Source organism: Thermodesulfobacterium geofontis OPF15 (assembly GCF_000215975.1).
GTDB classification, from domain to species: Bacteria; Desulfobacterota; Thermodesulfobacteria; order Thermodesulfobacteriales; family Thermodesulfobacteriaceae; genus Thermodesulfobacterium; species Thermodesulfobacterium geofontis.
Map to the genome: position 1 here is coordinate 459,650 of NC_015682.1, position 19,893 is coordinate 479,542.

Below are 19,893 nucleotides of genomic sequence, written 5' to 3' on the forward strand. Positions count from 1 at the left end.
GTAAGGATTAAAATGCTACTTGCAAGGTTAATTGTAATCTTTTGTCATCCTTAAGCAATTTATCTTCATAATTTACATAATCATAATCAAGAACAAGCATATTTTTGTGAGGTTTATCAAGATGATAAACAATTCCCAAAATGTATCTTTTACTTTCATCTACTATTTTATCAGCTAAATCCTTTTGATCATCATTTTGGTCAAAATAATCATATCTTGCAATTAAACTTATAGGAAGGCTTGAGAAGGCATAAGGTTTAAGTTCTAAGAAAAAGGAATAGCCATCCTTATCATAATCATCAGAACCCTTTTGATTTGAATGTCCCCAGTAATATTGAGCAGTAGCAGTAAAATATTCATGTTCATAACTTGCAAAAAGAAGATTTACTCGCCAGTTAGGAGGATTTTTCTCTACGTTCCCCTTTCCTCTAATTCCGAAATAGGAGATCTGAAAACCAGGTAAGAGATCTGGTAGGGGTCTTAAAGTAATTCTTGCCTCAATAGGTTTATCATTATTTTTTTCTCTATCATGATATCCTGCACCATTATAAATTCCTAAAGCAATGCTTCCATATCTTCCTGCATAAGAGGGATTAACCCTTTTTTTGTACCATTCAGGCATTTCTTCACCAAGAAGTGCCATGAAGGTAATTCCAAAATCTGCAGAATTAAATAGACCATTTCTTTCTGTAAACATTGTATCTTGACATCTATACCAATTTAAATTTTCTTCATAATCAAGCCAAGGAAAATGAACCTGTCCAAATTCTAAGAAAGGCTTTTTTAAAAATCCCATATCCGGGAATTTAAACTTTCCATAAATATATTTAGTTCTTACCATTATAGAACCATCTATATTAGTTTTATTTGGTTTTTGAAGCTCTTCTTTTACTTGAGTTACATCAAAAGTTACATGGGCATCAAACCAAGGAGTTATATTTTTGGTAAATCTTACATATCCTCTTTTAATAGCAACTTGACTTCTCTGTTTATCATCTCCAGCTTCACCTCCCACATCTTTCCCCTTTCCATTCATATAAGAGATATACCACAAACCATTTACATTTAATCCTTTTAGAGCCTTAATAATTTCATCAAGCTTCTTATTTTTTTTCTCCACTTCATCTTTAGCCTTTTCTACCTTTTCAACCATAGAAGTTAAGGTGCCTTCTTTTTGCTTAAGCTCTTTTTCTTTTTGTTCTAATTCTGAAAGAAGTTTTTTAATCTCTTCCTTTTTCTTTTCATAATCTTCAAGAAGAGTTTTTAGTTCAGCAATTTTTGCATCTAAAGACTTTTCTTCTGTTAAAGCCTTAGCATAAGAGGGAAAAAGACTTAAAACTCCTAAGGAAAGTGCTAAAGCTAATCCTTTTTTAAAGCGTTTTTTAGTTTTTCCCATAGCAAACCTCCTTAATTTTTTATTTAAGGATTAATTTTATATTTCCCCCAGTATTCATAGATGAGATGAACTAAATTCTTGGGTAAAGGAATATAGTATAAGTCTTCTGCTATTTTACTACCCCTTTCAAAAGCCCATTTAAAAAATTTAGTTACCTCTTTTGCATTAGGTTTATCAAGAGGTATAAGAATAAAAGATGCTCCTTCTCCATTTTCCATTTTGCATTGCTTACAGCAGATTGCATTGATTTTACTGAAGGAGTAATAAAGGCACTTCCCTTAGCATTTAAAAGATTGGCTCCTATTCCCACAGGCCAATTTACTGAGGTTCCAGCTCCTACTTTTTCTCTCCACTCAGGACAAGCTTTACTTAAATAGGTAGTAAAAAGCCATGTTGTTCCAGAGCCATCAGATCTTCTAACCACTACAATAGGACGTTCAGGAAGATTGACTTTTGGATTTAATTTTTTCAAATATGGGTCATTCCAGTTTTTAATTTTACCCAAGTAAATATCACAGATAGCTTTATGATCTAAATTTAAAGAAATATTTTTTAATTCTGGCAAATTATAAGTGATTACTACAGCACCAATTATAAAAGGGAATTGAACTAAGTTATATTTTCTTAATTCTTCAGAAGCCAAGGGTTTATCACTTGCTCCAAAATCAACTGTCTTTTCTTGAGCCTGTTTTATTCCTCCTCCAGAACCTATTCCTTGATAATTGATTTTTACTTTAGTGAGTTTATAATATTCATAAGCCCAAGCTTCAATTACAGGTTGAGGGAAAGTAGCTCCTGCACCAGTTAATTCAATAGCTTGAGATAAAGAAGGACTCAAAATGCAAAAGATTATGATTAAAAGACACCAAAATTTAAAAATTAAAGACTTCATCATATTCACCTCCTTTTTAAGATTTTTTGTGAAAAGTATAAAAAAGTAATTTTAAAAAAGAGTTAAAAAAATGTTAAAAATAGGTTAAAAATCAGATATTAAATGGAAAAAATTTTAATAGTGGAAGATGATAAAGAGATAGGAAAAATTCTTTCAGAGGGCTTTTCTTCTCAAGGTTATAAATGTCATATAGTTAGTTCTTTGTCTGAGGCTTACATTTACCTTTTATCTTCTTCAGATCTATCTCTTGTTATACTTGATCTTATTCTCCCAGATGGTGACGGATTAGAACTTTTAAAGTATCTTCGTTCAACCCTTAAATTTAAAAAATTACCAGTAATTATAATTTCAGCCAGAGGAGCAGAGCTTGACAGAATTTTAGGTTTAGAATTGGGGGCAGATGATTATGTGGTTAAGCCATTTAGTCTAAGAGAAGTTATAATAAGGGCTAATAAAATTTTAAAAAGAAATTTACAACCAGAAGAGATTTTAAATTATGGTCCCCTTAAAGTGGATAAGAAAAAAAAGATTATTTTACTTGAAGAAAAACTCCTTACTCTTACACCTACAGAATATAAGATTTTAGAAACCTTAGTAGAAAACTCAGAAAGAATTATTACCAGAGAAGAGCTTATTAGAATAATTTGGCCTGTAGAAAAGGAATATTACTCAAGAGTTTTAGATGCTTATATTTGTAGATTAAGAACCAAGCTTGGTAAATATGGAAAAATCATAGAAACTGTTAGAGGCTTTGGATACCGTTTAGCTCAGATATAAAATGAAAATCCCCCTTTCTTTATTAATTTTCTTAATAATAGCCCTTTTAATAGCCATATTTTTTCTTCTCAAAAAATTTTTAAAAATTAAAAAGGAAAATAGCCTTTTAAAAAGAGAGCTTAATTTTTGGATAGATTTTTTCTCTAATTATCCTTTTCCTCTTTTTATAATTGAAAAAGATGAAATAAAATGGCAAAACAAAAAGGCTCTTGAGATTTTAGGAGATCTTAGGGGTAAGAAAAAAGACCAAATAGAGTTATTTTTAAAAGATTCTTATTGGGATCGAAAAGTCCTTTTTCTTTCACCAGAATCGGCAGCTTATCTTTTGATTGATAAAAAGGAGGAAAAAATTTTAAAAAGAAGTTATGAAATAGCTTTAGCCTATCTTTCTCATGAATTAAAAACACCCTTTACTATGGTAAAAAACTATGCAGAAAAATTGGAAGAAAAACTAAAAGAAATTAAATCTTTTGAAGCTCTTTTAAAAGATTTTGAAGCTTTAAAAAATTCTTTAGAAAGGGTTGAAAGATTAATTTATAAACTATTTTCATCCTTAGAGTATTTAGTTAAGGATTTAAAAATAAAAAAGGAAAATTTTTCTTTAAAACCTGCAATAGAGGAGGTAATTTTTTGGGTAACCCCACTTTGTAAGGATAAAAATATAGAGTTAGAGGTGGATATACCAGAGGATATAGAAATAGAGGGAGATAAAGAATGGTTAATGCAAGCTATTTTAAATCCTTTAGAAAATGCTATTAAATTTTCCCCACCTGGAGAAAAAGTGATTTTAAAGGTTTACCGAAGAGAAAATGATTGGATTAATATTTTGATAAGAGATATGGGTCCAGGGGTTGCTTATGAAGAGCTTCCCTTTTTAGGAATGCCCTTTTTTAAATCAAGTGCTGAAAAGGGATTAGGTTTTGGGCTTTTTCTTACTAAAAAAATAATATCTGCTCATGGGGGAAAACTTAGATTTAATCTTCCTTCCCAAGGAGGCTTAGAAGTATTAATAGAAATACCTTATAATTTGAAAAGAGTTTCTATTTCTTCTTCTGACATGGGTTTTGCTAAATAAAAACCTTGAACATAATCACACTTTAGTTTTTTAAGAAGCTTAAGTTGTTCCTCTGTTTCTACTCCTTCAGCTACAGTTTTTATGTTTAAAGAATGGGAAAGATTAATGATACTTTCTACAATATAATAGGTTTTAGGGTCTTTAACCAAATCCCTTGTAAAGGAAATATCAATTTTAAGAAGATCAATAGGAAAATCTTTCAAATAGTTTAAAGAGGAAAAACCTGTCCCAAAGTCATCTAAGATAACTTTTATCTTTAAAGATTTAATAGTTTCTATTATCTCTTTTGCCATCTCTATGTTTTCTGCTAAGGTGTGTTCTGTGATTTCTATTTCTAAAAAATAGGGATATTGAGAAAAAAATTCTTTGAAATGGGTTAAAAGATTTAAAAATTGGGCAGATTTAAAGCTTTGAGAGGATACATTTATAGAAATAGGTATTTTCCACTTTTTAATTTTCTCTATATTTTTCTTTAAGCATAAAGACTCAAATTCTGATAAATAGGGGCTATTTTCAAGAAAGTTTATAAACTCGGATGGTAAAATAAGTTTTTTATTTTTCTTAATTCTTACAAGGGCTTCTAATCCAGCTAATTTTAAAGTTTCTGTTTCAAAATAGGGCTGATAATAGAAAACAAAAAGATCCTTTTCAAAGGCAGTTTTAATAAGTAAATCAGTTTTAAAATCTTTTTCTACTTTTCTTTCTATTTCAGTGTTATAGATTTCTATATGAGAAGGACCTCTCCCTTTGGCTTCAACTAAAGCCAAATTGACTTTTCTCCAAAGTTCATCAACTGTATTTCCATCTTGTGGAAATATAACTATTCCCATATTCCAATCTAAGGAGATACTTTTATCTTCATAAGAAATGGGTTCTTTTAAAATATTTTCTAATATTTTTATCCATTCATATATTTCCTCTTTTGTGATATCTATAACAAAGAGGCAAAACTCATCTCCTCCAGTTCTTCCTAAAATCCCCTTATCTTTTATAGCATCTTGAAGTTCTCTTGCCAATTCCTTTAAGCAGTAATCTCCTACCTCATATCCATAGAAATGATTTATATAAGAAAATCTATAAAAATCTATTAGAAAAAGTACAGAAGGTTTATTGAGAATATTTAAAAGCTCAGTTAATTTTCTTTGAAATCCTTGTCTATTTGGAAGACCAGTTAAAAGGTCTTGGTATTGAAGAGATTCTCTTTCCTTTTCAAATTCTAATTCCTTAGTTAAATCCCTTCCTACAATTATTACCTTAGTTTTAGTAGGTAACTTAATAAAAGAAATTTTTAATTCTAAGATCAATCTTATCCTATCTGGTTTATGGTAGATAACAAATCTTGTGGTATCCTTTTTGAGCTTAATTATTTCTTCGGGTATAAAAAGAAGTTTAAAACAATTTTTTTTAAGTAAATCTTTTTTTTCAAAGCTAAGAATTTTTTCTCCGAAAGGATTAATATATTCAATTCTTCCTTCTTCATCAGCAATTATAGTTAGTTCTTCTGCTTTTTCTACAAGCTTACCTAAGGTTAAATCTCTTTCAATTAATTTTACTTTTTTTAAGGCAAAATTTAAATCTTCTTGAAGCTCATTTAATAAGGATAAAATATCTTTTGAAAAGAAGCCTTTTTCAGAGGAAAGTAGATTTAAAAAAGCTATAATATTTTCCTCTTTTATAAGGGGGATGATACCAAGGGAATAGGAGTTAATATCTTGAAAAAAAGGTGTTTTTTCGGTTGTAGTAATTATTAAATTTTTAGAGGGTTTAAAATCTTCTGGATAAGAATAAAGGACTTTTCCATTTTTATCACTTATCCATACTCCTTCTAATTCTAAAGATTCATGCACAGTAGGTAATATATTTTTATAAATTTCTTCTTCAAAATTGCAGTGTATAAGTATTTGATTAACTTTTCTTAAAAGATTAAAAAATCTTTGTAATTTTTTAAGCTCAGTTATATCAACTCCTATAATAAATCCACAGTATTTATTTCGATAAAAAATGGTTGAGGCAAATAAAAGAACTTCTATTTTTCTTCCATCTTTTGATTTAAATGTTATGGGCTCATAAGGGGAAAAGAAGTATTCACCTTTTAATCTTCTTTCTACAACCTTTTTAACCCCTTCTCTATCTTTTTCATAATAAAGAATTTCCCAGGCAGCTAATTTTTTAATTTCCTCAAGGGTATATCCCAATAATTTAAGAAAATAAGGATTTACATAAAGATAAGTGTCATGATATATAGCAATACCAAAAAAGGGGGCATTTAAAAAGGTTTCTAAGATAGTAGCTTTTTCTATTAATTGAGGAAAGATTTTACTTATATAAGAAAAGAATTTAATTAAATTTTCTTCCCATATATTTACTTCTTCTATTTCTTCAAAACCAAGAGTTTTTATTATCTTTTTATCTATGGAAAATAGGGAAGTTTTTATTTCGTTAAAGAAGGGACTTTCAGAGGAAAGCATAAAATAATGAGTAATTGGAAAAGGAAACTTTTCTATATAAGGAAATTTATCTAAATAGGGTTTTGCTCTTAATTCTGAAAGTATATAAAGATCACCTTTATCATTAAGAATTTCAGCCTCAACTTCTTCATAAAAATCTTTAAAGATTGCTTGAATTTTGGAAAAGTTAAAATCAAATTTTAAAACTAAATAAAATAATAGAGCATAAAAAATAGCTTGATTAACAGTAACAATTCTAATTTTTTCTTCTTTTTTAATTTCTGAAAAAGGTTTTTTAGAGATGGCTAAATAGTGATCAATTTTATCTTTAAATTTAGCAATAGGTCTATAGTTTTTCTCAATTAAGTGTAAAGAAAGGGAAAAGGAGGCATAAAATAAATCAACTTCTTCTAAATCCTGAGGAAATTTTTCAAAGACACTAAGTTTTACCTCTTTATTTAATAAATCTTTTAAATTCTCAGAAAATTTTTCCCAAAGACTTAATTTTTCCCTTTGACAACTGCAGATTCTTAATTTAATATCCATATAAGCCTAAAAAAAATATTTTTAATTTATGAAAAGTCAATATACATATTATCATAGTATTTTTTATATTCGGATATTTTTAAAAAAGAGTTAAATTAAAAATTAATTATGAAGCTTGAAGATATACAAAGTTTAGCTCCAGAAAATAAGATTCCTTTAGACAAGGTAGGGATAAAAGGTTTTAAATATCCTGTAAAAGTTCTTGATAGAGAAAAGGGTATTCAGCACACAGTTGCAGAAATTAACCTTTATGTAGATCTTCCTGCAAGGTTTAAAGGAACCCATATGAGTAGATTTATTGAGGTTTTAAATGAATTCGGAAGAGAAATTCATATGAAAAATGTAATAAAGCTTTTAAAAAGGCTAAAGAAAAAACTTTCTTCAAGGTCTGCTCATATAGAAATGTATTTTCCCTATTTTTTAGAAAAAAAAGCACCTGTAAGTGGAATAGCAAGTCTTATGGAGTATCAGGCATTTATCTTAGCTTCCTATTCTCAGAAAAAAAAGGATTTAATAGTAGGGGTAGAGGTTCCTGTTATGACCCTTTGTCCCTGTTCTAAAAGTATAAGTAAATATTCTGCTCATAATCAAAGGGGAAAAGTAACTATTAAAGTAAGGTTTAAGAATTTTATTTGGTTAGAGGAACTAATTGAAATTGCTGAGACTTCTGCCTCAAGTCCAGTTTATTCCCTTTTAAAAAGACCAGATGAAAAGTTTGTTACAGAACATGCCTATGAGAATCCCAAATTTGTAGAAGATGTAGTAAGGGAGGTTGCAAGAAAGCTTTTAGAACATCCAGAAATTACCTGGTTTTCAGTTGAGGCAGAAAATTTTGAATCAATTCATGCTCATAATGCCTATGCCTTTATAGAAAGGACTAAATCTTAAAAATTAGCATAAATTCCTAAATACCAAGTAAAGTTTGTAGGATCCCAACCTTTATTATTTGTTTTAGCAGCTTTATCTTTTATATAAGCTTTTAAGGCATCTTCAGCCTTTACATAATCAAAACCAATTCCAATTCTATTAGTAACATCAATACCTTTTTTGCCTCTTATAGGATAAAGGCTTAAGCATGCTCCATATCTTTCATAAACAAGGTCTTTATGAATTTTACCTGTGGTATCCCTATAATTTCCGTCTACATCTACATATTCATATCTAAATCCAATTCCTGGATAACCAATTCCAATTTTTTCATCATATATTAGATGAATCTCTCCATACCATGTCCAAACATCTCCTTTTTTATACTTATTAATCACTTCTTCATAAAAATGGGTATCTTTAAAATACATATATCCAAGCTCAGCGCCTATAAGATATTTTTGGTAAAACTTCTTTTCAAAGGCAAAATCAGCAGCATAAGCCTTTCTTGTAAGAGAAGATGAACCATATTTATTGGTATTAGCATTTTCTAAATGGGTTTCATGATGATATCCTATTCCAAAGGTCATAAAATCAAGGCTTCCTCCATAGGTTTGATATTCTCTTGAGGAAGGGTCAAAAACATTGGGCTCTTGTTTAAATCCCCAAAAAGTGGGAGTAAATTCAAGTCTTACATCATACTCAAAATTTTTAAATGATTCTTGAGGCCCTGTTGTTTGAACATTCCCAAAACCTCCAGTAGTAAGACTCCAAACTTTTGAACTATTAGATCTATCCTCACTAAAAATTCCAGCAAAGTATTTTATTAAACCATCTTTTATAGAGCCTTTAACCATCATTCCCATATCTGTTCTTTTATAAGCTTGATTTCCTCTATATCCACCTTCATAAGGATTAACAGGTTTTAAAGCCTCTTTAAATTGATTGGCTAAAAAATAATCTCCATCACTTGACATAACAGGACTATTATGACGACCTATAAAATTGTGTCTACTAAAAGGAGTTCTTATTTTTCCAGCACCTATTATAAATTCAGGACGAAAATTAAAATAAATAGCTCCCTCCCAAAGCATACCTTCATATCCTTCATTATCATTAAAGTCAAAATTTCCATAAAAACTTATTAATTTAGTTATTTGCCCTTTTGCACCAAGCCTATATTTGTAAATTTGAAATTGTTGTTGTCTATAATCTTTATATTGTTTCATAATATCTGTAGGTGAAAAACTATAAGCCCCCTTATCTAAATTTAAATAAAAAACCCTTATTTGTGCTTGCAAATCTGCAAAGGTATCTTCACTTACTTTAATTTGAACAGCATTAGCCTTTAAGGAAAAGCAAAAAATCCCCATTCCAATTAATCCTAATAATTTCTTTTTCATTCTTTAGACACCTCCTGCAATTTTTAAATTTAAATAACTTATAAGGGTAGTTTTTGATAAGTCAAATTTTTTTAGAAAGAATTAAAATTGAAAAATTTTAATTGATTAGAGTTATAAAGGAATAAAATAAGTTTTTTTAATTTTTTAAAATCTTTTTAAATAATTTTTAGAAATTTTTAAATAATTTTTAAGCCTTTATAGAAATTACCAAAATTGCTTTAAAAAATTTTAAAAATATATTATATTTGTAGTAAATATTTAAAAACTAAAAGGAGAGGAATATGTGTAAAGAATGTGGGTGTGGAGTAACTGAAAGTTCTGATAAAAAGGCATTAGAGGTTTTTGAAGACATTTTGAAATATAATAAATTCCAAGCTATGCATAATAGAGAACATTTTGAGGAACATAAAATTTATGCTATTAATCTTATGAGTGCTCCTGGAGCAGGGAAAACTACTCTTTTAGAAAAAACAATTGATTTTTTAAAAGAAAAGTACCGTTTAGGAGTAATAGAAGGAGATTTAGAAACTGAGAGAGATGCAGAAAGAATAAGAAAAAAGGGAATCCCTGTTTATCAAATAACTACAGGAAGTGCTTGTCATCTTGATGCCTCTTTAATTCACAAAGCTATGCATCATCTACCTCTTGATGAAATAGACCTTCTTTTTGTAGAAAACATAGGAAATCTTGTTTGTCCTGCCAATTATGATTTAGGTACCCATTTAAATGTAACCCTTCTTTCTGTTCCTGAAGGGGATGACAAACCAGAAAAGTATCCTCTTATTTTTAAAGTTTCAGATTTAGTATTGATTACTAAAGTTGATTTATTACCCTATTTTGATTTTGATTTAGATAAGGTAAAGGAAGATATAAAAAAGACAAATCCCAAGGCTCATATAATAGCTCTTTCTGCAAAAGATGGAATAGGTTTTGAAGAGTGGATTAAATTTTTAGAAGATAAATTTAATGAATATCGCAAAAACCTCAATTTTAGGTAAAACCTATGAAAATTGATAAACTTCTTCTTTCTCATGGTGGAGGAGGAGAAGAAACTTATTTTCTTATAAAAGAATATATTCTTAAATACTTTTCTAATCCTATTCTTAATCAACTTGAAGATTCTGCCATATTAACTGATAGTTTTTCAGAATTAGCTTTTACTATAGATGGTTTTACAGTAAAACCTATATTTTTTAAAGGTGGAAATATTGGTAAACTTGCAGTAACAGGCACTATAAATGATCTTGTAGTAGTTGGAGCAAGACCACTTTATTTGACAGTGGGCTTTATAATTGAAGAAGGTTTTTTGATGGAAGATTTTGAAAAAATTCTTAAAAGTATAAAAGAAGAGGCTGAAAAAAATAAAATTTTTATAGTAGCAGGAGATACAAAAATAGTTCCTAAAAAAGAAATTGACGGAATATTTATTACTACTTCAGGAATAGGGAAAATTGTTTATAAAGGAATTTCTTGTTCCAATTTAAAGCCAGGAGATGTTATTATAGTTTCGGGTTCAATTGGAGATCATGGAGCATGCATCTTAGCAGAAAGAGAGGGAATTAAATTTGATATAGAGTTACAAAGTGATTGCGAAAGTCTTTTACCTTTAGCAGAAGAACTTTTTAATTCAAAAATAGAGATTCATGCTATGAGAGATCCTACAAGGGGAGGGCTTGCAGCAACCCTTTATGAGTGGGCTTATAGCTCTCAAGTAAATATTATAATTGAAGAAGCTCTTATTCCTGTAAAACCTCAAGTAAAGGCTTTTTGTGAAGCTCTTGGATTTGAACCCTATCATCTTCCCTGTGAAGGAAGAATGGTTCTTTCAGTTCCAGAAAAATTTGCTGAAAAAGTTTTAGAGATTTTTAAAAATCATCCCTCAGGAAGTTCTGCTCAAATTATAGGAAAAGTTTTAGAAAAAAGTTCCTTTCCTCAAGTGATTTTAAAAACCCTTTATGGGACAGAGCGTGTTCTTGAAAATACCTCAGGAGAACTTTTTCCCAGAATTTGCTAAAATGCACGAATATTTTATTGTTCAAAATATACTTAAAACTGTAGAAGATGTTTTAAAAGATTATCCAGGAAAAAAAGTTACTAAAGCAGTTTTACTTATAGGTAAATTTTCAGGAGTTGAACCAGATTTACTAAAGACAGCCTTAGATTTTTTTAAAAAAGGTAGTCCCCTTGAAGAAGCTGAAATAATTATAGAATTGGAAGATTTAAAAATAAAATGCTTAGATTGTGGTAAGACCTCGGTTAAAGAAAGATGGGATATTATTTGCCCTTTTTGTAAATCGTTTAATACTCAGATAATCTCAGGTGAAGAAATGTTTCTTAAGACTTTGGAATTGGTTTAATTCCCCATTCTTTGAGTTGAGCTAAAACTTCCTCTAAAAGTTTATCATAATTTTTTTCTACCACCTCTGACAGCCCAATTTTTAGCTCTAAAGAATAGGGTTCAATTCCAATAATAACTAATTCTTCTGGATATTTATCTCTTAATTTAACAAGGCTTAAAATATCAGAAAAACTTAATTCATGCATAGAGATCTTTTCTATTACTTGATAAGGAATATCTTCGCCTTTAAATTTGTAAATTGTTCCTGGTGGTTTTCCTCCTGAGATAGCATCTATAACAAGAAGTTTTTTAGCAGATTCTATATAATGTAAAAGAGAAAAGCCCCCAACTCCACCATCAACCAATTCTACATTTTCTGGGAATTTATAATGGGTAGATAGGTCTTGTACTACCTTAACTCCTACCCCTTCATCAGAAAGAAGTAGATTTCCAATACCTAAAATTACAATTTTGGTTTCACACACCTTAATTTTTCCTAATTTTTTTTTTAAATTTAATTCCACCAAGGATTTTATATTAATTTTCATACATTTTCAAGTTTAATTTTAATAAGGATGTTTTTAATAAGAATGTTTTAATATAAAAAATAAAGAAAAATAAAAAAATTTATCAAAAAAATGCTCTAAAATTTTTAAATTTTTTTATAAAAGTTAATTTTATTCAAAATTAAGCCAATTAGGTCAAAATTAACTTTGACTTTTTAGAGAAAGAAATGTATTTTGAAATTATCAAATTAATAGAATGCAGGAGGAATAAAAATGAAGGTTTTTCAACTTTATGAAAAAATGTTAGTTGCTTGTGGATCAGAACCTTCAGGTTTACACGCTTTAAAAGAGATAATTAAATATATTAAAGAGGATGGTAAACCGATTATTGTTTTATCAGTAGTTCCTTTTTATGAAGAATTCTATGAAGGAGATTTATATTTATTTACTTCTAAAGAAGATATTTTGGAGAAATTTTATAAACCCTTTAAAGAGGCTTTAGAAAAGGCTAAAGAAATAGGGGATCAGGAAAAAGTTATTGTAAAAACTGTTTTAGAAGAGGGTGATCCATTTATTAAAATTGTAGATACTGCTTTAAGCGAAAATTGTGATTTAATAGTTCTTGGAAGAAAAAAAGAATTAGGTTTAATGGGGAAATTATTAGGAGCAAATGTAGCAAGAACTATAGGGCAATCTCCTATTGATATTCTTGTAATTCCTGAAGGTTCAAATTTATCTTTTAATAAAATATTGGTTCCTATAGATGGCTCTATTTACAGTGAAATTGCTTTGAAAAAAGCCTGTAAAATAGCACAAACTTTTTCTTCAGAACTTTTTATTTTGTCAGTAGTTGATATTCCTGTAGAGATTTCTGCAGAATATCCTGATTTAAGAGAAAGGGTTTATAGTAAAGCTAAAAACATCTTAGAGGGAGCGCAAAAATTGGCTGAAAATTTATGTAAGAAGGTAGAGACTGATATAAGAGAAGGTGATCCTGCAGAGAAAATTTTATCTTTTATTAAAGAGAAAGGTATAGAGACTGTGGTAATAGGTTCTCATGGGAAAACAGGAATGAAGAGATTACTTATGGGAAGTGTTGCTGAAAAGGTTCTTACATTTGCTTCTATTCCAGTATTGGTTTCTAAAAGTTTAGAATTTAGAGCAATTTAATTGTAAAAAATTATGAAAAAATGCTTTAAAATTTTTAAATTTTTTTATAAAAGGAAATTTTTCTTAAAATTAAAAAAATTTAAATAAATTTGGTTTTGACTTTTTAGAGGGAAAATTATAATTTTAATTATTTAAAATTTTTATAGAGGAGGGAGGGAGATGTGCAAATTTAAAAAATGGATTTGGTGGATCTGTGGATTATTTTTGATTTTTCTAATTCTTTATTCTTTATCTTTTGCAGAGGTGAAAGAAGCAACTCAACAAGTTAGCACAAGTTCTTCACTTCCTTGGTGGTTTTGGCCTTTAGCTTTATTCATTTTTACTTTTATTTTAGGAATTTTAGCTGTTTTAGCTGGTGTAGGAGGAGGTGTTCTTTTTGTTCCTTTAGTAAGTAGTTTTTTCCCTTTTCATATTGATTTTGTAAGAGGAGCTGGTCTTTTTGTAGCTTTAACTGGTGCATTAGCTGCAGGTCCTGGTCTTTTAAGGCAAGGATTTGCAGATTTGAGACTTTCTATTCCTATGGCTCTTATTGCTTCAACTTGTTCTATAATAGGGGCTTTAATAGGATTAAAACTTCCTTCTAATATAGTTCAAATTCTCCTAGGAGTTACTATAATTTTTATTGTTATTGTAATGGCTATGGCAAAAAAATCAGAATTTCCAGAAGTTAAAGAACCAGACGCCCTTTCCCAAGCTTTACAAATTAGTGGTATTTTTTATGATCCTTCTATAGGAAAAGAAGTTGAATGGAAAATTCATAGAACACCCTTAGGACTTGGATTATTTTGTTTAATTGGAATCATTGCAGGGCTTTTTGGACTTGGAGCTGGATGGGCTAATGTTCCTGTTTTAAATCTTATTCTTGGTGCACCAATTAAAGTAGCTGTTGCTACAAGTAAATTTTTGCTTTCTATTACTGATACCTCAGCTGCATGGGTATATTTAAATAGCGGAGCAGTGCTTCCTATGATAGTTGTTCCTGGTGTTGTAGGAATAATGCTTGGTTCAGTAGTAGGAGTTAAAGTACTTGCTATTACAAAGCCTAAAATTGTAAGATGGATTGTAATTTTAGTTCTCGGTTTTGCAGGGGTAAGAGCTTTACTTAAAGGTTTAGGTATTTGGACATAAAACCTAAGGAGGAGGTAGAAAATGACCCAAAATAAATATGTAAAAGAAGAACAAATAGCTTATGCTAATCTTCTTGATATAGGAATGAAATTAGGATTAGTTGCTCTTATAATAACCTTCATAATCTATCTTTTAGGACTTCTTCCTAATCAAATTCCTATAAATGAATTGCCTAATCTTTGGAAATTAAGAGCACACGAATTCATAGAAAAAACCGGGCTTCCTACAGGATGGGGATGGCTTAAAAATATAAATAAAGGCGATTATTTAAACTATATTCCTATTGTCTTTTTAGGAGGTTTAACCATTTTATGCTATATTAGGATTTTACCTATTTTTATAAAGAAAAAGGATACTGCTTATACAATTCTTACTTTATTAGAAGTTTTAATTTTAATTCTTGCTGCTATTGGTATTTTTAAAGTGGGGCATTAAGTTTTAAAGAAAATTCCTTAAATGTATACAGTCTCCAGAATAGATTTTTAAAATTTTTGTGTCTTCAGTTTTTAAAAGGAGTGCTCCATCATCAGAAATATCTAAAGCTAAACCCATTTTTTCTCCCTCAGGATGAATAATTTTTACTTTTCTTCCTAAGGTTAAGCTTTTATCTTTCCATAGATTTAAAATTTTAATGCTTTCCACTTTTAATAAATCTTTAAACTCCTTTATTAGCTCTTTAATTATATCCTTTCTTTTAAGTTCTTTTTTAAGAATTTCTTTTAAAGATATAGCTTCTGGGACAAGAGAGCTAATTTCATTATTTACATTTATTCCTATTCCTATAATAGCGTAATCTATTTTATCAATTTCAGCTTTCACTTCCAATAATATTCCTGCAAGTTTTTTTTCTTTATCGTTTTCTTTATAAATAATGTCATTAGGCCATTTTAAAAAAACTTTTATTCCTGCTATTTTTTCAATAGCTAAAGCTGTAGCTAAGGATGCTATATAGGTAAGGAGATAGGCTTCTTTTAAAGAAAAAGACGGTTTAATAACAAGGCTCATCCATATTCCACCTTTTGGAGAATACCAAAATCTTCCCATTCTTCCCTTTCCCTTAGTTTGGGTTTCAGCAATTATAAGAGCCTCTTCTCCTTTTTCGGCTATTTCTTTTGCTATATCCATGGTTGAGGTAACTTCTTTATAATAATAGACTTTATAGGGAAGGTAAGCTAATTCTTCTTCATTTAGTAAATCACCATTATCTATTAAGGAATAGCCCTTAGGTGTAGCCTTAATTAGATATCCTTTTCTTTTTAGATCTTTTATATGTTTCCAGACAGCAGTTCTTGATATACTAAGAATTTTAGCTATTTTTTCGCCAGAGATAATTTTATTTTCTTTTAAAAGTTTAAGAATATCCTGTTTGGTATTTTTTGTTTTTTTCAAAGGGATTTTTTAAAAATTTTTATGCGGAGGAGGAGGGATTCGAACCCCCGAAGGGAGATTTGCTCCCTTAGCCGATTTCGAGTCGGCCCCCTTCGTCCACTCGGGCACTCCTCCTTTTAAAAACTTTAAAATTTCTTTTCATTCTGTCAAGAAGTTGAAAAATTCAAATTTTCAAATGAGATATTGCAAAATTTTAAAAAAGTGATTAATAAAAAAATTATTTTTAAAAGTAATTTTTAGAAGACCTTAAGGTTTAGGCGAATGAAAGTCAAAGATATAATGAAACCAAATCCAATTACTCTTACCTTGCAAAATAGTTTAAAAGATCTAATTGAGATATTTAGAGAAAATGAAATAGGAAGTGTTATAATTGTTGATCAAAAGAAAGAACCCTATCAAATTGTTACCTTAAGAGACTTAAGTAGAATATGTTTTTTAAATTTATTTACTGATTCTATTTTGGAGGCATTAAAAGAGTTAAATAAAGACAAAAATTCCTTAATAACTGTTTCCCCTAATGATTCATATATAGAAGCCCTTTCTTTAATGAAAAAATTTAATATAAGTCATTTGCCTGTGGTAAATCAAAAGAAAAAACTTGTAGGTATTTTAAGTATAAGAGATATTGCTAAAAATTTCCCAGAACTAATTTTTATAGACCCTTTAACAGAAGTAAATAATAGAGCCTATTTAAATATAATAAATACCAAAATAAAAAAAATAAACGGACCTGCAACTATTTTAATGATAGATATAGATAATTTTAAAGAGATAAATGATACCTTTGGTCATGTAGTAGGAGATAAAGTTTTAAAAAAACTTGCTCAAACTTTGAGGAAAAATGTTAAAATTACAGATGAAGTCATAAGATATGGAGGAGAAGAATTTTTAATTATAGCTTATAGATGTGATTTAGAAGAAGGAAAGATTTTAGCTGAACGCTTGAGAAAAAGGGTAGAAGATATTAAATTTAATAAAATATGCCCTAAATTTAAAATTACTGTTAGTATAGGAATATCAATTTATGAACCTCAAGAAGACCTTTTAACTGCTATTGAAAAAGCAGACAAAGCTATGTATAAGGCAAAACAAAAAGGGAAAAATAGAGTAGAAGTTTTTGAAAATAGCTTATCTTCTTAATTTAAAAAATTCTTTTAATAAATTCTGAGCTTCCTCTTTTAATAAACCCTCTCTTATTTTTATTCTATGATTAAATCTTAAGTCTTGAACAAGGTTATATATGCTTCCACAGGCTCCAGTTTTTTCATCTCTTGTTGCAAAGATCAATTCTTCAATTCTTGCAAGGACTAAAGCATAGGCACACATAGGACAGGGTTCAAGGGTGACATAAATTTTACAACCTAAAAGTCTAAAATTTCCTAAATTTTTGCATGCCTCTCTTATAGCTAAAATTTCTGCATGAGCTGTAGGATCATTAAGTTTTATTATCTGATTTCTTCCCTTCCCAATTATTTTACCTTCAGGGCTTACAATTACTGCTCCTACAGGGACTTCCTCTTCTTTAAAGGCAAGTTCAGCCTCAACTAAAGCTTCCTTCATAAAAATTAGATCTTTTTCATCAAACATAACTTAGAAGTATACTTAATAAATTAAAAGTAAAAGGTAAAAGAAAAGACAAATTTTCTAAATAAATTATCTGTCCAAGTGGTCTATTTTTAGAAAAAATATAAAGTTTATAAGCAAAAATCCACAATAATAAAAGAATAATATAAGTTTTTTTAACGTAGATAAAAGGTAAAGTTAAAAGAGCACCTAAAAAGATAAGAAATAGCATTAATTTATAGAGCCTTTCCTCTTTATAGCCAAAAAGGGAAAATAAAAAATTAGAGGGTAAAAAGCCATCTGTTTGGGAATAAATAGATTCAAAATAGAGACGTAAAAAAATTAAAATAAATAAAGTTTGTAAAAAAATTAGGAAAGATAAAAGGTTAAAAAGAGGGTAAAAAAATAAAATAAGTATAGTAAAAATAAGAGGCTCTATAATGAAATATAAAATACTTCTAAATAAAAATTGATTTAAAATTAATAAAACTATAAATAAAGCTAAAACTTTCGGATTATATAGAATACTACTTATAATGCAGAAAAGAGAAAAAAGAGGTAGTATAAATTTAATTAATTTTTCATGCTTTTTTATAAAGATAGCTTTGATAGAGTAATAGAATTCAAAGGATGTTAGGTTTTGTAGATTTTCAAGGTTATATTTTAACATTAAAAAAGAAAAAAGAGAGCATAGTAAAAGAAAGTTTTTAGGATTAAAAGGGTGTGTAAAATTTAAAAAGCCCCAAAAAAGAAGGACTAAATTGAAGGAGTGAAGAAAGGAAAGAAAAGAAAAGGATTTTAAAAAGAGATAAAATTTAGAGGTATGAGATTTTAAAAAATCTACTACTTCATTAATTAGCCAATTAGGAGTTGAGGCACCAGCTGTTATACCAACTATTCCATTTTTTTTGATTTCTTCTAAAGGGATTTCTTCAGGTTTTTCTATCAAATATACTTTCTTTCCTTCTTTTTTAGCAATCTCAGCAAGTCTATTGGTGTTGGCACTGAATTTTCCTCCAATAACTATAATAGAAGAAGATATTTTACTTAAGTTTCTTACTTCATTTTGTCTTACTTCAGTTGCTTTACAAATAGTATTTATAATTTCTCCTTGGGGATATTTTTCAAGAATAGCTTGAGAAAGAGTTTTAAAAAGTTTTTCGTCCTGAGTTGTTTGAGAAAGGATTACATAATTTTTAAGTCCAGGTAAGTTTTTAAGATCTTCAAAGGAACTTACTACGTATCCCTTATTTTGCAAGACACCAAGGATACCTTTTATTTCTGCATGTTCTTTATCCCCAATAATAACTACCTCTTTTCCTTCTGAAATAGCTTTTTTAGCAAGTGCTTGAACTTTTAAAACCCTTGGACAGGTTCCATCAAGAATTTCGTGTTTTTTAGAGAGTTCTTCTTTTTCCTGAGGTGGTATCCCGTGAGCCCTAATAATACAAACTCCAGAAGGAAAATCATCTTTGAGATCTCTTATAATTTTAACTCCAAGTTTATTTAAAAGTTCTAAGGTTTGGGGATTATGAATAAGTGGTCCATAAGTATAGATAGGATATTTTCCCTGGTTTAAAGCAGATAAAACAAGATTTACAGCTCTTCTAACTCCCATACAAAATCCAGCTTTTTTTGCTATTCTTATTTTCATTTCAAAATACTTAATATTTCTTTTTCAAGATTTTCTATAATCCCCTTTTCTGCCATACTAAAATATCCATTTTTTCCTATAATAATGTGGTCAATAATTTTACATTGTAAAAGAAGACCAGCTAAAATTAGATTTTTAGTAAGTCTAATATCTTCCTTAGAGGGAGTTACGTCTCCAGATGGGTGATTATGTACAAGTATTAAAAAAACAGCTTTTTTTTCAAGGGCTTTGTTGAAAATTTCTCTTGGATAAATAGCGCTTTCTGTTATAGTTCCTTCAAAAAGGGTCTCTATACCCAGAACCTTTGATTTTGCATCTAAGAAAATAGTTTTTAGAGTTTCTCTTGAAAGGTTTTGCATTTCATATTTTAAATAATTATAAACTTCCTCTGGTGATCTAAGATATTCAGTTTTTAAAGCCTTAGCTTTTAGATATCTTCTGGCAACTTCTTTTACTACTTTTAAAGGTAAGGTTCCTTTTTCTTTAAGTCCCTTAAATTTTGATAAATCCTCTAAAGGGGCATCAAGGACATTATCAAGGGTTTTATAATGGCTTAAAAGTTCTCTTGCCAATTTTCTTGTATCTTTAAAAGGAAGATTTAACATAAGAAGAAGTTCTAAAAGATCTTCATCTGTAAAAGTTTCTGGTCCTTCTTTTAAAAATCTTTCTTTTACTCTATTTCTATGCCCTTTTGCTTTTTCATAAGCGGTAAGAAGAATTTTTTCTTTATTAATAGCCATTA

At 28.9% G+C, this 19,893-nt stretch carries 18 protein-coding genes, 1 tRNA gene and 1 pseudogene; 10 read left to right on the forward strand and 10 right to left on the reverse strand.

The features are described from left to right. Positions 1 to 7: 7 nt before the first annotated feature. Together TOPB45_RS02375 and pstS are read right to left on the reverse strand one after the other, a co-directional pair. The gene (locus tag TOPB45_RS02375; protein WP_013909260.1) at positions 8 to 1,396 is read right to left on the reverse strand and encodes a coiled-coil domain-containing protein; all 1,389 of its coding nucleotides are present in this window, start codon (positions 1,394 to 1,396) and stop codon (positions 8 to 10) included. Between the two features lie 23 nt (positions 1,397 to 1,419). After that, positions 1,420 to 2,297, reverse strand: a pseudogene (gene pstS / locus TOPB45_RS02380) (phosphate ABC transporter substrate-binding protein PstS). 93 nt (positions 2,298 to 2,390) lie between these two features. On the opposite strand from pstS, the gene TOPB45_RS02385 reads away from it, so the two are divergent. Then, complete coding sequence (locus TOPB45_RS02385) at positions 2,391 to 3,065, forward strand: response regulator transcription factor (RefSeq protein WP_013909261.1); 675 nt, start codon at positions 2,391 to 2,393, stop codon at positions 3,063 to 3,065. A 1-nt stretch (position 3,066) separates the two neighbouring features. Continuing rightward, entirely contained in the window at positions 3,067 to 4,140 is a 1,074-nt protein-coding gene (locus tag TOPB45_RS02390; RefSeq protein WP_013909262.1) for a sensor histidine kinase, read from the forward strand. Here TOPB45_RS02390 and TOPB45_RS02395 read toward each other — a convergent pair. Further along, positions 4,086 to 7,133, reverse strand: coding sequence for an EAL domain-containing protein (locus tag TOPB45_RS02395; RefSeq protein WP_013909263.1), 3,048 nt, complete (start codon positions 7,131 to 7,133; stop codon positions 4,086 to 4,088). The two genes, TOPB45_RS02390 and TOPB45_RS02395, sit on opposite strands and share 55 nt — an antisense overlap. 108 nt (positions 7,134 to 7,241) lie before the next feature. Here TOPB45_RS02395 and folE2 point away from each other — a divergent pair, with 108 nt between their 5' ends. Continuing rightward, positions 7,242 to 8,021, forward strand: a complete 780-nt coding sequence (gene folE2 / locus TOPB45_RS02400; RefSeq protein WP_013909264.1) for a GTP cyclohydrolase FolE2 — start codon at positions 7,242 to 7,244, stop codon at positions 8,019 to 8,021. Here folE2 and TOPB45_RS02405 read toward each other — a convergent pair. Next, complete coding sequence (locus TOPB45_RS02405; RefSeq protein WP_013909265.1) at positions 8,018 to 9,403, reverse strand: hypothetical protein; 1,386 nt, start codon at positions 9,401 to 9,403, stop codon at positions 8,018 to 8,020. The two genes, folE2 and TOPB45_RS02405, sit on opposite strands and share 4 nt — an antisense overlap. Positions 9,404 to 9,684: 281 nt before the next feature. On the opposite strand from TOPB45_RS02405, the gene hypB reads away from it, so the two are divergent. From hypB to TOPB45_RS02420, 3 genes are read left to right on the forward strand one after another with little or no spacing between them, the layout of a single operon-like run. Next, positions 9,685 to 10,401, forward strand: a complete 717-nt coding sequence (hypB, locus tag TOPB45_RS02410; RefSeq protein ID WP_013909266.1) for a hydrogenase nickel incorporation protein HypB — start codon at positions 9,685 to 9,687, stop codon at positions 10,399 to 10,401. A gap of 5 nt (positions 10,402 to 10,406) precedes the next feature. Then, positions 10,407 to 11,417, forward strand: a complete 1,011-nt coding sequence (gene hypE, locus TOPB45_RS02415; RefSeq protein ID WP_013909267.1) for a hydrogenase expression/formation protein HypE — start codon at positions 10,407 to 10,409, stop codon at positions 11,415 to 11,417. 1 nt (position 11,418) lies between these two features. Further along, a complete protein-coding gene (locus TOPB45_RS02420; protein ID WP_013909268.1) occupies positions 11,419 to 11,760 on the forward strand; it encodes a hydrogenase maturation nickel metallochaperone HypA/HybF in 342 nt (113 codons plus the stop codon). Here the strand turns inward: TOPB45_RS02420 and TOPB45_RS02425 are convergent. Then, positions 11,738 to 12,289 carry a HyaD/HybD family hydrogenase maturation endopeptidase gene (locus TOPB45_RS02425; RefSeq protein WP_013909269.1) on the reverse strand — a complete coding sequence of 184 codons (552 nt, stop codon included), beginning with the start codon at positions 12,287 to 12,289 and terminating at the stop codon, positions 11,738 to 11,740. The genes TOPB45_RS02420 and TOPB45_RS02425 overlap by 23 nt on opposite strands. Before the next feature lie 231 nt (positions 12,290 to 12,520). On the opposite strand from TOPB45_RS02425, the gene TOPB45_RS02430 reads away from it, so the two are divergent. The 3 genes from TOPB45_RS02430 to TOPB45_RS02440 all read left to right on the forward strand — a co-directional run bounded on the left by TOPB45_RS02430 (position 12,521) and on the right by TOPB45_RS02440 (position 14,980). Then, a complete protein-coding gene (locus TOPB45_RS02430) occupies positions 12,521 to 13,417 on the forward strand; it encodes a universal stress protein (RefSeq protein WP_013909270.1) in 897 nt (298 codons plus the stop codon). Between the two features lie 159 nt (positions 13,418 to 13,576). Further along, entirely contained in the window at positions 13,577 to 14,545 is a 969-nt protein-coding gene (locus TOPB45_RS02435; protein ID WP_013909271.1) for a sulfite exporter TauE/SafE family protein, read from the forward strand. A 21-nt stretch (positions 14,546 to 14,566) separates the two neighbouring features. Next, positions 14,567 to 14,980, forward strand: a complete 414-nt coding sequence (locus TOPB45_RS02440) for a hypothetical protein (protein ID WP_013909272.1) — start codon at positions 14,567 to 14,569, stop codon at positions 14,978 to 14,980. Between the two features lie 3 nt (positions 14,981 to 14,983). On the opposite strand, the gene TOPB45_RS02445 is transcribed toward TOPB45_RS02440, so the two are convergent. Both TOPB45_RS02445 and TOPB45_RS02450 read right to left on the reverse strand, forming a co-directional pair. Further along, positions 14,984 to 15,934: a biotin--[acetyl-CoA-carboxylase] ligase gene (locus tag TOPB45_RS02445; RefSeq protein ID WP_013909273.1), complete on the reverse strand. Its 951-nt coding sequence runs from the start codon at positions 15,932 to 15,934 to the stop codon at positions 14,984 to 14,986. A gap of 24 nt (positions 15,935 to 15,958) precedes the next feature. Next, a tRNA-Ser gene (locus TOPB45_RS02450) sits at positions 15,959 to 16,048 on the reverse strand. A gap of 147 nt (positions 16,049 to 16,195) precedes the next feature. On the opposite strand from TOPB45_RS02450, the gene TOPB45_RS08515 reads away from it, so the two are divergent. Continuing rightward, entirely contained in the window at positions 16,196 to 17,074 is an 879-nt protein-coding gene (locus TOPB45_RS08515; protein ID WP_013909274.1) for a GGDEF domain-containing protein, read from the forward strand. Here TOPB45_RS08515 and tadA read toward each other — a convergent pair. The 3 genes from tadA to radC are packed head-to-tail and all read right to left on the reverse strand — an operon-like array spanning position 17,063 to position 19,891. After that, complete coding sequence (tadA, locus tag TOPB45_RS02460; RefSeq protein WP_013909275.1) at positions 17,063 to 17,521, reverse strand: tRNA adenosine(34) deaminase TadA; 459 nt, start codon at positions 17,519 to 17,521, stop codon at positions 17,063 to 17,065. The two genes, TOPB45_RS08515 and tadA, sit on opposite strands and share 12 nt — an antisense overlap. Further along, positions 17,514 to 19,151, reverse strand: coding sequence for a 4-hydroxy-3-methylbut-2-enyl diphosphate reductase (gene ispH / locus TOPB45_RS08520; RefSeq protein WP_013909276.1), 1,638 nt, complete (start codon positions 19,149 to 19,151; stop codon positions 17,514 to 17,516). The genes tadA and ispH overlap by 8 nt, the downstream gene beginning before the upstream one ends. Then, positions 19,148 to 19,891, reverse strand: coding sequence for a RadC family protein (gene radC, locus TOPB45_RS02470; protein ID WP_013909277.1), 744 nt, complete (start codon positions 19,889 to 19,891; stop codon positions 19,148 to 19,150). Before radC ends, ispH begins: the two co-directional genes overlap by 4 nt. Positions 19,892 to 19,893 lie beyond the last annotated feature (2 nt).